We start from the raw sequence: 14,734 nt of genomic DNA, 5'->3' as shown, positions 1-14,734 counted from the left end.
AGGACAAGGGGACTGATTCGTTGCGAGCTTATTTATGTGTTGCTTTGAAGAGTTCTGTTTCGCCTGCGACAACTGATGTTCCTTCAGCTGGTACTGCAGAAAGTGTAAATTGATCGTGGTTTGTCACGATGATTGGTGTGATTGTTGATGGTGCATTGGCACGGATGAAATCAAGGTCGAACTCAACAAGAACGTCACCGGCTTTGACTTTATCGCCAGACTGAACATGTGCTGTGAAACCTTCACCTTTAAGGTTAACTGTGTCTAATCCAACGTGGATCAATAACTCAAGTCCGTCTTCGCCTTTAAGACCAATTGCGTGTTTTGTCGGGAAAATCGTTTCGACCGTTGCGTTGATCGGTGAAACAACTTTACCTTCTGTTGGTTCGATCGCGATACCGTCGCCCATCATTTTTTGTGAGAAGACTTGATCGGGTACGTTCTCGATGCTGACGATTTTACCTGTAAGGGCAGAAGCAATTTTCGTGTTTCCTTCATCATTACCACCAAACAATTTTTTAAAGAATCCCATGATACTATCCCTCTACTTTCTCGATCGTTTTCTTCTTAAAGAAGATTCGATTTTTTTATAGGAGCCAGTTAAATACGAACTCGCTCACGTTCTCACAAAAAGCATACGTTTGTAACTCTGGTTTTGCAAGTATTTTTGTGTGATAATAGTTAGAAATCACAAGGAGGCGCTTACATGTTAACATTTTCAGAACTTACATATGTCCGTCCTGACCTGAACGTCCTTGAAACTTCTATGCATGCTGCAATCGCTCGTTTGCGTGAAGCAACAGATGTAGATACAGCAAACAATGCCATCTCTGAGATTAATACCCTTAGAAATCAATTTGAAACAGCCAGTCAATTGGTGGAGATCCGTCACACGATCGATACACGTGATGGGTTTTACGAAACGGAACAAGGTTTCTTTGACGAAGCCGGTCCGGTTTATCAAGGATACGTCTCGAGTTATTATCAAACGTTGACGACTCATCCCCTCCGTTCTTCGCTCGAATCAACATGGGGGAAACAGCTTTTCTTACTGGCGGAAGCAAGTTTGAAGACGTTCTCTGACGCCATCATTCCGAAACTCCAGGAAGAAAATCGTTTGGCAAGTGAATATACGAAGTTGATGTCGGCAGCGCAAATCGAATTTGACGGCAAGACATTGAACTTGTCCCAGTTTGGCCCATACCTACAGTCGGCCGATCGGACTGTCCGAAAAGCAGCTTCTGAAGCGCGTTACGGCTACCTCAAAGAACATGGTGATGCGATTGATACGATTTACGACAAGTTGGTTCATGTCCGGACTGATATCGCGAAGACACTCGGCTTCCCGTCATTCGTCGAACTCGGTTATGCCCGGATGCTTCGTGTCGACTATGATCAATCGATGGTCGAAAACTACCGGGAACAAATTCTCGAGACGATTGTTCCAATCGCCACATCCCTCAAAGAACGTCAGCAACGCCGGATTGGTGTCGATTCCCTTTATTATTACGATGAAGGATTTGCTTTCAAATCCGGAAATGCAACGCCTCAAGGGGAAGAAGCGTTCATCATCGAAGGCGGAAAGAAAATGTACCGCGACATGTCACCGGAAACAAATGAGTTCTTCGAGTACATGTTAGAACGCGGTGCACTCGACTTGACGGCGAAGCCGGGGAAAGCCGGCGGCGGCTATTGTACGTACATTGCCGACGAAAAACTTCCGTTCATCTTCTCGAACTTTAACGGAACAGCCGGTGACATTGATGTCCTGACACACGAAGTCGGACACGCGTTCCAAGTCTATGAAAGCCGTCACTTTACGGTCCCGGAATATGGATTCCCGACGTACGAAGCGTGTGAAATCCATTCGATGTCGATGGAATACTTCGCCTATCCGTGGATGGAAGAGTTCTTCGGAGATCAGACGGCTAAGTATAAGTTCAGTCACCTTGCCGGTGGCGTCACGTTCTTACCTTACGGAGTCGCCATCGATGAGTTCCAACATGTCATCTACAATCAACCGGAACTGACACCAGCAGAACGCCGGACGGCATGGCGTGATATTGAGAAGAAATATCTGCCCCACCGGAACTATGAAGAAAATGATTATCTCGATTCAGGGGCTTGGTGGCACCAGCAAGGGCATGTCTTCGGCAGCCCGTTCTATTATATCGATTACACGCTTGCGCAAGTCTGTGCCTTCCAGTTCTATGCATGGATGGAGCAAGACCGGGAAGCTGCTTGGAAATCATATCTCGAGCTCTGTAAGGCCGGCGGATCGGAAAGCTTCCTGACGCTCGTCGAACGTGCCGGACTGAAATCACCATTCGCTCCTGGAACGGTCGGTGCAGCCGTCGAGCCCATCAAAGCTTATTTATCAGAAACGGATGATCTCGCACTCGACCGTATTTGATTGATTCGCAAGAAAGAACATCAAAAAAAACGAACCGAAGGATCCCTTATTAGGGGTATCCCTCGGTTCCTTTTTTGTTGCAATCTGTGATTTCCCTGCAATAACCGAAAGACGGTCCCGTTCAAACGAAAAAAGACCGCTTCCTCAAATTAAAGAAGAAGCGGTCACCTTGCATAATTTAGCCGGACATCATCCAGACAGTTTGACACCCTCTTGATACCCGTTATACCAGGTCTCAAATTCATCGGCTGGAATCGGACGGGAATAATAGAAACCTTGACCATATTCACAGTCCAGTTTTCGTAAATTCTCTCCCTGCTCTGCTTGTTCGATTCCTTCCGCCACGACATCATACTTTAACGTATGGGCGAGTCGGATGATTGTCTCGATTAACGGCGCGTTCGAACAGGCATCCGTTCCACTGATAAACGAGCGGTCAATCTTCAGACGTTGAATCGGAAGACGGCTTAAATACGACAAGGAGGAATAGCCGGTACCAAAGTCGTCAATCGCCAGTCGGTAGCCAAGCTGATGCAGCGTCTGCAATGCATCGAATACACGCGTATCGGAAAAGACACCAAAGGATTCTGTAATTTCAAGCTCCATACGTTGCTCAATCCCGGGATAAAGATCCCTGACATCGGTCAACAGCTCGACGATCCGTCCGGAAACCAGCTCTTTGACGGATAGATTGGCAGACACACGAAGTGACTCAAGCGGCGTCCCTTCCCATCGTCTGACCTGATTGACAGTTTCCTGAACAACCCACATCCCGATTTCTTCAATCAACATCGATCGTTCGGCAATCGGGATGAAAACGGCTGGACTAATCATGCCGCGCTCTGGATGGAACCAGCGTAGCAAGGCTTCGCATCCGTCGACCGTTTTTGTCTTCAGATTGACTTGAGGCTGATAAAACAGTTGCAGTTCATTTCGGGCAATCGCTTCCCGTAACTCCGCTTCCAGGACAACTGACTCCCGGTATTCTTCACTCATCCACGATTCAAACCAAATCGGTCCACCTGTTTGTTCCCGTTTAGCATGTTGCATCGCGATGTCGACCGAAGACAGCAGCGATGTCACCGCGACCGCGTCATCCGGATAACGGACCATACTCATGCTGATGCTGACATCGATTTTTTCACCATCAATTTGATAAGGACGTTCCAAGATTGTTTTAAGGTCCCGGTAATCAACGATCTCCTGTTGGAAGATCAAGACGGCAAACTCATCGCCGCCGATCCGGGCTGCCGAACCTGTACCGATGAAATGACGCCGTAAACGATTCGCCAGTTCCTTTAAGATTTGATCTCCGGCACTGTGCCCGTAGATATCATTGATACGTCTGAACTGGCGTACACCAATCGTGACCAGCTCTCCCGGCTGTGGCGCAGCGATTGCTTCTTCCATCTTTTGTTCAAACCCGTTCCGGTTCAACAAGGATGTCAGCACATCATACAATGCCAGTTGCGTAATCCGCTCTTCTCGTTTGAATTGATCCGTCTCGTCATGACAGGTCAAATAAAGTGCCGTCCCGGTGTCATTTTTCGAGGGGACATGAATGATGTTGACGAACATATTGCGGATGTCTTGTTTGAAAATCATTTGGCAACGGATTGTCTGACTGTATCCTTCAATCGCCCGATTGAGTGCCCGTCGAAACCGATTTAAATCTGCCGGATGAATCAGTTCTTCAATCGTCATCAATTCAGACGATTGGGCCAGGTGTTTGAAACGGTCGTTACTACTAAGCAATTGAAAATCAGACGACAGAGCGACGATTGGATTCGTATTTTGAGAAAATAAGGACTCAATTTCTGCCTTCTTTTGTTTGATTTCCTTCGTTTTTTTATCGTTATAATCCAACAATCCAGAAATGATTGTCGTCATTGTCCGGAAAGCTGCGACTACAGGATGAAAGTCATTTGATTCCGGCACCTGATGATGCGACTGCTTCGGACCTTCCGCAAAAAAGTCTGCTTCTGCCTGTAAAATATGTAAGTCCTTTTGGAATGCCCGCAATAAGGATAACGTTAACCAAAGCAGCAACAGGATGACACAACAAGTTGCAACAAACATCAACCAGGCATTTCGGATGAGTGTTGTCCCGTGTTCGGTCATTTCGCTCTGAACATTAGTAATCCCTTGGTCAAATGAGCGATACATACTTGCCTGATACCGACCCGCCACTTCATCTATCGTTCCATATTGCCGGAGTTCCGGTTGATTGATTGTCGCATCCATCATCCGTAAGTAGGCGTACATCTGGTTGCTCATGACGGAAATATCACGGCGACGATTTTCATCTTCCGGTCGCATCGTCGCATAAAGGGACTGGATTAACGCGTTGTTCCGCAAATTCAACTCTTGACGTACCTGACGAAGTCGCAGTAAATCAATCGAATCCACTTGCCCGTCTTGATTCGCACTCACTAAGAACTGCCCTGCCCGTCCAAATTCTTCCTGCATTAAAAAGAGATTCGAGAAGAAGGAATAATAGGTCCCCGTCTCTCCACTTAAATACAGTTGGTTGAACAACACTTCACTTTTATACGCAGTCGCTGCCCAGAAAAATTGATGATCTGACTCATATCCTCCAGCTTGCAAACGGCTGATTTCAGATAAAAGATCTTTTTCGGCAGGTCCTTCCATCTGTATTTTTTTCAGCTGTCGTTCCAGCGCTTTCAGTTCAGTTTTTGTTTGTTGCCACGTATCGGTCCGTGCCGGAACGGCATCTTCCGTCGTTTCACTTAAGGTGAGGTAATACTCACTCGTCAAATCCCGTTCGACTTGATTGAGTCGTTCAAAAATATCCATCATACCGCTTGATCGTTTGAACTGATACCCGTCTTCAAGATTTTTAACTAGTTGTTGCGCCGCGATTAATAACGCTAACAGACCAATAACTGAAATCATCCATGAGAACGTTTTGTAGTAGGAGCGTTTTCGGAATGCTTCTACGATGGAGACTGGTGATAAACGTCGCAACACATCGTCCTCCCTAACTTGTCATTATGTTTCTATATCGTCCAATGCAACCGGTTCGTGAAGTGAAAAAGGGTCAATAAAAAGCACTTCTTTTCACTTTCCGTGAAAATTAGTGCTTTTTTTACTAGATTTCAGTATTGAACGTTTTCCCGAGCCACTTTTTTAGCAAAATAGTCAATGATATCGCGTCGGCGAATGATTCCGATGAAGTGTTTTCCATCATCGATGACCGGTACGAAATTTTGATCGGTGATGACTTCAATCATCTCTTCCATCTGTGCCGTGATCGAGACCGGCTTGTACCGGACACGCTGTTTGATGTCCGTTAACCGGGTTTGCAGCACATGATCATAATCCGCATGTTCAAGATTTTTTTCAAGCGCCCACAGGACGTCACCTTCCGTCAGGGTTCCTGCATATTTTCCCTTGTCATCAACGAGTGGGACCGACGTGAACCGATGATGTTTCATCTTTTCAAGTGCTTGTCTGACCGTTGATTCCGGATCTAAGTATTTAACTTCGTCTTTTGGTAATAAGAAAAAAGCAATATTCATTTCTGTTCCTCCCTAGCCACTCTGAGACACCCCTTCTATTTTATCATGAACTCCGGTTACGTTCAGTTCCCAAATCATGAAAATCTCCCCACAATTCCTTCATATTTAGTACTACCCTTCCGATAATCAGAATAGACAGATTTTAAAGACTATTTCAAAAGATAGGAGAATTACATATGCGCCTTCCGATAACACGCCGTCTTTTCGTCGGGTTGATTTTATTACCGGCCCTCACGTTAGGAGTCTCGACCTGGTTTTCCTACGATCAGACGAGTCAGACCGTCGAACGACTGGTCGATTCGACCTCCCAAACTGCCTTAAAACAACTTGAGCAATCATTTTCCCGCATCATCGATGACACGAAAAAAGATACAACGCTGTTAGCAGGTCTTCCGTTCAACCGGACAAACGGACAACTACCGAATTACATACGCAACACGCCGGAACCGGGGACGGAACTGCCCTCCCAAAAAGCGAAAGATATCTACAGCGTCCTTGAAAAATACGGTTCATCCAAAATCGAAAATTCCTTTGTCCAGTATGCGGATATCAAGGGCGGTTATTTAAACTGGCCGAAACAGGAAGCCGCGTCGGGGTATGATCCCCGCCAGGACGTCTGGTACAAACAGGCGTTGGAAAATTCGAGTACGGTCGCGATGAGCGAACCGTACTATGATCAAGCGACCAAGCTCTCCGTCATCGGTTTTTCAAAAGCAGCGCTCGATGATCAAGCGAATATCAAAGGGGTATTATCCGTCTATAAAAGTGTCGACCGGTTATCGGAAGACATGAAACGGATTGAAATCGGTCAAAAAGGATTCGTCTTCAGCTATACAAAAGACGGTCAGATCGTCACACATCCAAATAAAAATTATTTCTTTAAGAAAGTCGACCAGTTACGTGAAGATGGAAAAGCGTACTTTGAAGCACCTAAACAAATGATCAGCCAGGAATCCGGTTCGACGATCATGGAGGTCGGCGGAAAAAAATCAGTCGTCATCTGGCAACTGTCCTCGAAGACCGGCTTCAAACTAGCTGTCGTTCTCGATTATGCCTCGTTGTATGCGCCTAAGGATGCAATGCTGACACAATCGTTGATCAACTTCGTCATTGCGATCGCCTTGGCGACTTTGATCGCCTGGCTCATCGGCCGTTCCATCAATCGTCCGTTAGCCGGTCTTCGCAGTGAAGCGTTAGCCATCGCAAACGGTGATTTACGGGCAACGACCCGTCCAAAACGATGGATGCGCGACGAGCTGTCGGATCTCGGCGACAACTTTGACGCCATGCGCCAAAAACTTCGTCAAACGATTACCGCGATGACACAGTCAGCCGGAACCGTCCGTGATGCTTCACAAGACTTGTCATCAAATGCGACCCACGTTCAAAATGCATCGGTTCAAATCGGACAGACGATGGAAGAAATCGCTGCCGCCGGCGAGACACAAACGAAACAAGCAGAACGCTCCTCCCATGCGGTATATAGCGTTAAAGAACGGTCTGTTGCGATGCAGGCTACCGCTGCCCAAACGCTGTCCGAGGTCGCTTCTGTCGCAGAAGCAGCGACACGCGGCAGCAGCTTAACGAAACAAACCATCACGGATTTATTACAGCATTCCGACTCGCTGGAGAAGGAAATCCAGAATACGTCCGATTTCCTCAGCAATCGGTCTGAAGAGATCGGCAAGATACTCGGAACGTTACAGGCCATTTCGAGTCAAACTAATCTGTTGGCCTTAAATGCTGCCATCGAAGCGGCACGTGTCGGGGAACAAGGACGCGGGTTTGCCGTCGTTGCGAGCGAAGTACGTAAACTTGCTGAGGAAAGTGATCAGTCCGCCAAACAAATTAAACAGTTACTCGATAACATCCAACATGAAACACAGACGGCGATGGGTGCGATGAACGGCGTCATGGATGACTTAAAACAATCACTGGAATCCGTCAAGACGACCGGTGTCGATTTCGAGCAGATTGCCGGTTCCGTCCAGCACGTTTCGAAACGAACAGAGTCCTTGACGGGTGACATCAGCGCGCTGACCACTGCCACCGAAGAAGTCTCTGATGCGATGGGAACCATCCTTGCCCTGACGGAAGAGAATGCTGCGGGAATCGAGACGAGTGCCGCAAGCATCCAGGAAACCAATGCAACAATCGAAGCGGTCACGACGGCCGCTGCTCATCTCGCTCAAATTGCAACGGAACTTCATGCCTTAACGGTCGATTTCCAAGTCGATGAAACGACCGTCGAGGACGAGCTTCTCTCGCCTGCCGAAGGACCGGAATCCATCGTTCCTGACAGGTCTTACGACGAAGTGGCTGCAGCCTCGCTTGATGAGCTGTCTGAAAATGAGCCCGTGTCAACTGATAGCGAATCGGCTGATCCAGTCGACTCAGACTCGTATGACGACGCTCACCGTTAATCGATTTCCCTTACGACCGAAAAGACATCAACCGCCTGAGCACTTGGGCCGTTGATGTCTTTTGATTTTTTGAATGTCCCGGTGTCCAGTTGATTCTTGCTATACAATCACCCAAACACGACGTAAACTGAAAACAACACGTTTCCAAAGAACGGAGGAATTCCAGTGTCGCCCTTATCAAAAGCAGATTTGACTCAAATCGCAGAGAGTCTTTACGGGACAACTGGTTTTTTTGTTTCGTACCAGTCCCTGACCGGTGAGGAACTGGACATCAGTCCTGCTGCCCCTTCGCATCCGAGCCGTTTATCGATTGAACAGGAATGGCCGGAACCGGATCAGACACCGCTCCTGTATACCTTAAAAGATGGCACAGCTTACCTGTTTATTCCTGTCGAGGAACAAGGCCAGTACCGGATTGGTCCGGTCTTACTCCAGTCGGCCCTGTTCCGTGCGCACATTCAGGATGAAACCTTCCATCAATTTTATAAAGCGTTGACCCGGACGACGGAAAACCGATTGATTGACTGTGCTCATTTAGTCCACCGTCTATTGACCGGTCAGCAACTCGCCAAACGGGACATCCGGACCGAATCGGAAAGCGAGGATCAGGAAATTCCATTGATAGCCGATGTTTCCCCGCATACGGCAACGACCGCCTACATCAAGGCCTGGGAGCGGGAGCAACAGATCATCGAATGGATTTCTTCCGGACAAAGCGAACGCCTGGCGACGACTTATTCCCTACCCGCTTACGGCGAATTTGGATCACTCGCACGTCATCAACCATTGCGGGCTGAAAAAAATCTGCTGCTCGGCACGGTGTTGTTGAGCGCACGGGCTGCCATTAACGGCGGACTAGAACCGGATGAGGCCTTTATGCTCAGTGACCGGATGATTGAATCGATTGAGGCAGCAACCAGTATTTCCGAACTGCGAAACCGTCACGTCCGGATTACCGTCAGTTTTGCAGAAGCCGTCAAACAGATTCAGGAGTTACGCCATTCGCCGCATGTACTTGCCGCAATCCGTTACATCCAGCAACATCTTTATGATCCGTTGTCGGTCTCATCAATCAGCCAGGCGATTCACGTTTCGTCAAATTATTTATCCGTCCTGTTCAAGGAAGAGACGGGACTTCCGCTTGCACGCTACGTCATTCGTGAACGGATCCGTGAAGCGAAACGTCTGTTGCGTTCGACGGATGATTCCTTGCTGACCATCTCGAACAAGTTACATTTCTCGAGTCAAAGCCATTTCAGTCAAGCGTTCAAACAGACGACGGGCGAGACGCCGACTCATTACAGACAACATCATTTTTAATCTTTTTTAAAGGAGTATGACATGACACAGCTACTTACGAAGATCCGCCGAAAGAAAATCCACAAAGGATTACTTCTCTATCGGCTGTTTCAAAAGCTTCCGGTTCAACCAAACCTTGTCCTGTTTGAAAGTTTTTTAGGACGCGGTTATTCCGATAATCCGAAGGCGCTTTACCTGACGCTCCAAAAACAGCATCCGGAACTTGAACTCGTCTGGATTTTTGCCAAAGAACCGACTGCTGCAGTCAAGGCAGCTTGTCCGAACTGGGTATTGCGGAATAGCCCGAAATACTATTACCTGATGGCCCGGGCGCAGTACTGGATTTTCAATACGCGTCAGCCGCTCAGCTTAAAAAAACGACGGGAAACGATTTATTTACAGACCTGGCACGGCACTCCTTTAAAACGGCTGGGACTCGACATGGACGAGGTCCATATGCCGGGTACGAATACCGAACAGTATAAAAAGAACTTTTCTGCCCAGGCCCGGGAATGGACCTATCTGCTTTCACCCAACCTCTATTCCAGCGCCATCTTCAAACGGGCCTTTGATTTTCGGGGACTGCTTCTTGAAACCGGTTATCCGCGAAATGACCTGTTGTATGCACCTGACCGCCAGCAACAAGCCGAACAGATCAAGCAGTCGTTACAATTGCTGCCTGACAAAAAAGTCATCTTATATGCACCGACTTGGCGTGACGACGAATTCGTGACAAAGGGACAATACCGTTTCAATCTCAAGCTGGATTTGGAACAGATGCAAGCCCGTTTGAGTGACGACCATATCGTTCTGTTGCGTATGCACTACTTGATTGCTGAACACCTTGATTTGACAGCGTTTGACGGTTTTGCATACGACGTGTCCGCTTACGGTGATATCGCGGAGCTGTATCTGATCAGTGATCTGTTGATTACGGATTACTCGTCCGTCTTCTTCGATTATGCTCACTTGAACCGTCCGATGTTATTCTTTACGTATGATTTAGAGAAGTATGCTTCCGTCCTCCGGGGATTCTATTTTGATTTTGAAGCGGTCGTTCCCGGTCCTCTGTTAAAAGAAAGTGACCAGGTCATCGACTATATTGAAAACATCGAAACACAATCCAAACAGTACGAAGATAAATACGCAGCGTTCCAGGAACGCTTTTGCAGCCTGGATGACGGGAAATCCAGTCAACGGGTTGTTGATGCGTTGTTTAGATAACATTAAATAAAGCTTCCTTATCTGCATTGATTCGCAGGAAAGACTTCGCTTTCCTCGGGCGAACGGCGAGCCTCCTCGACGCATACGCGTCTTCCGGGGTCTCACCGGTTTCGCTTTTCCCGCAGGAGTCTTCGTCTTTCCTGCTCTTTTGCATACGCATTTTTATTTTGCGGCATCACTAAAAAACCGGAATGACTTTCTTTTTCTATACAAGAAGAAGAAAGTCATTCCGGTTTTTTGTATATCACTTTAAGAAAAACCCGATTAAGTTAGTTCATCTTCTTGGTCGTCGTCGGAGCGATTGCTTTGGCACCAGCTCTTCAAATTCCGGATGAACATAAGCAGGTCTTTTTCTCTCCCAATCTTTTCCCAGTAACTTTGTCGCTTCTTCCCAACTATGAACGACAGGCGACTTCGTCTGAAGAAGGGCGTTCAGATTATCTTCATCTTCTTCGTCAAAAAATGCGGATTCGTTTGTTTCTTTTAGGAATACCCATTGTCCGTCCGGTTGTTTCTGTCCCATCAAGGTGACACGTCCACCTTCAAAGCGTAGTACCAGTATTTCTTCCCATGTTCCCGTCAAATGATCGTCCTCCGTTTCAATTCCCACGAAATTTGGTTTGATGCAACTCGACAAGTTCTCCAAAGCGAACATTTCGATCTGCTACCTTTTGAGGAGACGGATGATAGTAGTCTGCCGTTCCCTGTTTTTCTTTTCCGAAGAAAGGAACCCCTGATGCTTTGATTCTTCTCATCCACTCTTGTTTCGCTTGATTGAGATAAAACCATGATTTCCGGTTTTCGACACCCCAACCGAGAAGCAACCAGGGATGTGTCTTTAATTCTTCAACAGACGCAAAGGAGTCACTCGAATCGTACATTTCAAGTCGGGATAATTCTTCGAAATATTTAATCGACTCGACATTTTTCCCGTGACGAAGTTGAAACAAGTTATACAAATGGAATCTTCCGGATAAGGGTTGTTGATCCGTATGAATCTGTTCAACGATCCGGATCAGCTGTTTCATAGTTGGATCATTTGCGTGGATGGGTCCAGTCGCTCGTCCAGTCGCATGAAGAACTATGTCTAGATCTTTTGTTAATTTTGCGGATCCCGGATTCAGCAACAGGCAGGCGCCAAGTGAGTTAGTCCCTTCTCCCCATTGCAGATACGTTTCGTTCCGATGAATCCGGTCCCCGACTTTTACAAAAGTACCAAATGCTTGAACGTTCTGATGAGCCATACTTGACCATTCTCCCCTTCAAAATGGAATATATAAATTTATATTTACATTTTATCACATTTTTAAAATGAAATGTTTCGTCCGGCTTTCACTTAATAGTCTCTAATTCAGACAAAAAAAGACTCCATCGATGAAACGAAATTTCCGTTTCATCGATGGAGTCTCAAGGTTAGATTGATTAGTTTTCTTCACGCACGAACAAAGCAACGCTCTCGACGTGTGTCGTGTGTGGGAACATATCGACCGGTGTGACTTCCATCAGCTTGTAGCCGAGTTCAGCCAAAAGCTTCGCGTCACGCGCTTGTGTCGAAGCGTTACAAGAGACGTAGACGATCCGCTTCGGTGCGACTTCAGCAGCAGCACGGAGGAATTCTTCGTCACAGCCTTTACGCGGCGGGTCAACGACGATGACGTCAGGCTTGATGCCGCCTTTAACGAGTGCCGGCATGACGGTTTCTGCAGTTCCGTACTCAAACGATACGTTGTCGATACCATTTGCTTTTGCATTCCGGCGTGCGTCGTCAATCGCTTGTGGGACCATTTCGATACCGTAGACGTGTTTCGCCTGTTGCGCGAGCGATAATGAGATCGAACCGATACCGCAATACGCATCAACGACGATTTCATCGCCAGTTAACTGAGCGTATTCCAGCGCTTTTCCGTACAGTTTTTCCGTTTGTAACGGATTGACCTGGAAGAATGAATGCGGTGAAATTTCATACGTCAATCCGGCAATTTGATCGCGGATGACAGATGGTCCGTGTAAGACGATGTTACGTTTTCCTAAGATGACATTCGTCTCATCCGGATTGATGTTTTGCTGGATCGATGTGACGTTCGGGACAGCTTTTAAGATGCCTTCGACGATTTTATCAGCACCGCGCAATTGTTTGACCTTCGTCACGAGGACGATCATCAATTCGTTTGTGTGGTAACCGTGGCGTGCCATGATGTGACGGATGACACCGCTGTTTTTCTTTTCATCGTAAGCCGGAACCTTCAGGTCAGCCAGTACTTTCCGGACGGCTTGAATTGCATCATCATTCTCTTTATTTTGGATCAGACAGTAATCCATGTCGATGATCCGGTGACTGCGTTTTTGATAAAAACCGGCCATTAACTTGTTGGATTGGAACGCGACCGGCACTTGTGCCTTGTTGCGGTAACCCCATGGATCTTCCATACCCATCGTTTCGTGGATCGGAATCTCAAGACCGGCAAGACGCGCGAACGCATCACGGACACGGTTATGTTTGAATTTCAGTTCCGCGTCATACGAGAGATGCTGCAGTTGGCAACCGCCGCACTGGTTGTAGACTGGGCAAGGCGGCTCGACACGATCGACACTCTTCGTTTTTTGACGGATAATCCGTCCGAAGCCGTATGATTTCGTCGTTTTCGTAATTCTGATTTTGACTTGTTCCGTCGGCAAGGCACCGGGAATGAAGACGGTGTAGCCGTCAATCCGGGCAACCCCTGAACCGTCGTGCGTCAAGTCGACGATATCGACGACTTGCTCATCGTTTTTTTGTACTGGGATCATATTATTTTCCTCCTAGAAAATCCCGCGTCTTACGCGAGATTCGTTTCTTGTTCTTGTGCCTGTAGCTGTAAGTTGATCGTTTCCATCTCGTCGATCCGGAACTTCGGCGTCATGACGTCGAAATGTGATTGAAGATTCGTCATCTCCCCTTCACAAATTCCGCCAAACTCGCCATCGATGTTCAAGCTCATCTCGGATGTATTTCGCATCCGGACAAACGACGTCGTCACATGTTCAATACATGGATCCGAGAAGTGGTCTCCCTTTAACGCCAACCGCATGACACGGATTAACTCAACGAGATTACATTTTTTCAAAATGAATAAATCAAAGCGTCCATCATTGAGGGAAGCATTCGGTGAAAGTTTTTCAAAACCGCCTACAGAATTGGTGTTCGAAGTCAAAAATAACATGACTTCGCCTTTAAAAATCCCGCGTTCGTGTTCGAGCTCGACATAGGTCGGACGGATTTGCGGGAGTTTTTCCATCCCTTTGACGTAATACGCCAACTGTCCGAGTGCCGTCTTCAGTTTTGATGGAACTTCGTACGAGAGTTCCGTCATGATGCCACCACCTGCGATGTTGATGAAGTAGTGGGTACCTGTCGTCCCTTCGATCTTCCCGATGTCGACGGGCATCGTGTACCCGGTACAGATGACATCCATCGCACCCTCAATCGTCAAAGGAATCCGCATCGCCCGACCGAAGTCATTGGTCGTTCCGACCGGTAAGACACCCAGTTTCGGACGAACCGGATACGAGGCCATGCCACTGATCACTTCGTTTAACGTACCATCTCCACCTGCAGCAACGACAAGGTCAAATTCGGCTTCACAGGCCCGTGCTGCTTCATATGTCGCGTCACCGACCGCTTTCGTCGAATAGACGGAAGTCTCATAACCCGCTGCTTCCAGCCGGTCCAAGATATACGGCAGATTACGCTTTACCATCTCTTTCCCGGAAGTCGGGTTATAAATCACTCGCGCTCTAGGTCTCATAAGATTTTCTCCTTTTTTACTCAACCGATCCATTTGATACATAACTGT

General features: G+C 47.3%; 11 protein-coding genes. 4 read left to right on the top strand and 7 right to left on the bottom strand.

The window, feature by feature from the left end; translation table 11 throughout:
* Positions 1-28 precede the first annotated feature (28 nt).
* Positions 29-532, bottom strand: coding sequence for a PTS sugar transporter subunit IIA (locus MUN34_RS01455; RefSeq protein WP_026827496.1), 504 nt, complete (start codon positions 530-532; stop codon positions 29-31).
* Positions 533-706: 174 nt separating this feature from the next.
* Between MUN34_RS01455 and MUN34_RS01450 the strand changes: the two genes are divergently transcribed.
* Positions 707-2,413 (top strand): M3 family oligoendopeptidase, encoded by a 1,707-nt coding sequence (locus MUN34_RS01450; RefSeq protein ID WP_026827495.1) that lies wholly within the window; start codon positions 707-709, stop codon positions 2,411-2,413.
* 189 nt (positions 2,414-2,602) lie between these two features.
* On the opposite strand, the gene MUN34_RS01445 is transcribed toward MUN34_RS01450, so the two are convergent.
* Together MUN34_RS01445 and MUN34_RS01440 are read right to left on the bottom strand one after the other, a co-directional pair.
* The gene (locus MUN34_RS01445; protein ID WP_247856706.1) at positions 2,603-5,404 is read right to left on the bottom strand and encodes a putative bifunctional diguanylate cyclase/phosphodiesterase; all 2,802 of its coding nucleotides are present in this window, start codon (positions 5,402-5,404) and stop codon (positions 2,603-2,605) included.
* Between the two features lie 128 nt (positions 5,405-5,532).
* Positions 5,533-5,955, bottom strand: a complete 423-nt coding sequence (locus MUN34_RS01440; protein WP_012371366.1) for a CBS domain-containing protein — start codon at positions 5,953-5,955, stop codon at positions 5,533-5,535.
* A gap of 176 nt (positions 5,956-6,131) precedes the next feature.
* On the opposite strand from MUN34_RS01440, the gene MUN34_RS01435 reads away from it, so the two are divergent.
* From MUN34_RS01435 to MUN34_RS01425, 3 genes are all read left to right on the top strand, one after another.
* On the top strand, positions 6,132-8,378 hold the full coding sequence (locus tag MUN34_RS01435) for a methyl-accepting chemotaxis protein (protein WP_247856705.1): 2,247 nt from the start codon (positions 6,132-6,134) through the stop codon (positions 8,376-8,378).
* Between the two features lie 165 nt (positions 8,379-8,543).
* Entirely contained in the window at positions 8,544-9,698 is a 1,155-nt protein-coding gene (locus tag MUN34_RS01430; RefSeq protein WP_247856704.1) for a helix-turn-helix domain-containing protein, read from the top strand.
* Positions 9,699-9,719: 21 nt separating this feature from the next.
* Positions 9,720-10,901 carry a CDP-glycerol glycerophosphotransferase family protein gene (locus MUN34_RS01425; protein ID WP_247856703.1) on the top strand — a complete coding sequence of 394 codons (1,182 nt, stop codon included), beginning with the start codon at positions 9,720-9,722 and terminating at the stop codon, positions 10,899-10,901.
* 274 nt (positions 10,902-11,175) lie between these two features.
* Here the strand turns inward: MUN34_RS01425 and MUN34_RS01420 are convergent, their stop codons facing one another.
* From MUN34_RS01420 to MUN34_RS01405, 4 genes are all read right to left on the bottom strand, one after another.
* Positions 11,176-11,484, bottom strand: a complete 309-nt coding sequence (locus MUN34_RS01420; protein ID WP_247856702.1) for a hypothetical protein — start codon at positions 11,482-11,484, stop codon at positions 11,176-11,178.
* A gap of 16 nt (positions 11,485-11,500) precedes the next feature.
* Positions 11,501-12,145, bottom strand: coding sequence for a hypothetical protein (locus MUN34_RS01415; protein ID WP_247856701.1), 645 nt, complete (start codon positions 12,143-12,145; stop codon positions 11,501-11,503).
* A 178-nt stretch (positions 12,146-12,323) separates the two neighbouring features.
* Positions 12,324-13,688: a 23S rRNA (uracil(1939)-C(5))-methyltransferase RlmD gene (gene rlmD / locus MUN34_RS01410; RefSeq protein ID WP_247856700.1), complete on the bottom strand. Its 1,365-nt coding sequence runs from the start codon at positions 13,686-13,688 to the stop codon at positions 12,324-12,326.
* Between the two features lie 29 nt (positions 13,689-13,717).
* The gene (locus tag MUN34_RS01405) at positions 13,718-14,686 is read right to left on the bottom strand and encodes a diacylglycerol kinase (protein WP_012371373.1); all 969 of its coding nucleotides are present in this window, start codon (positions 14,684-14,686) and stop codon (positions 13,718-13,720) included.
* Between the last annotated feature and the right edge of the window lie 48 nt (positions 14,687-14,734).

The sequence above is a fragment of the Exiguobacterium sp. 17-1 genome (genome assembly GCF_023096305.1).
In the GTDB taxonomy this organism is placed as follows: Bacteria; Bacillota; Bacilli; order Exiguobacteriales; family Exiguobacteriaceae; genus Exiguobacterium_A; species Exiguobacterium_A sibiricum_A.
This window is presented reverse-complemented; position numbering and strand designations above follow the sequence as displayed.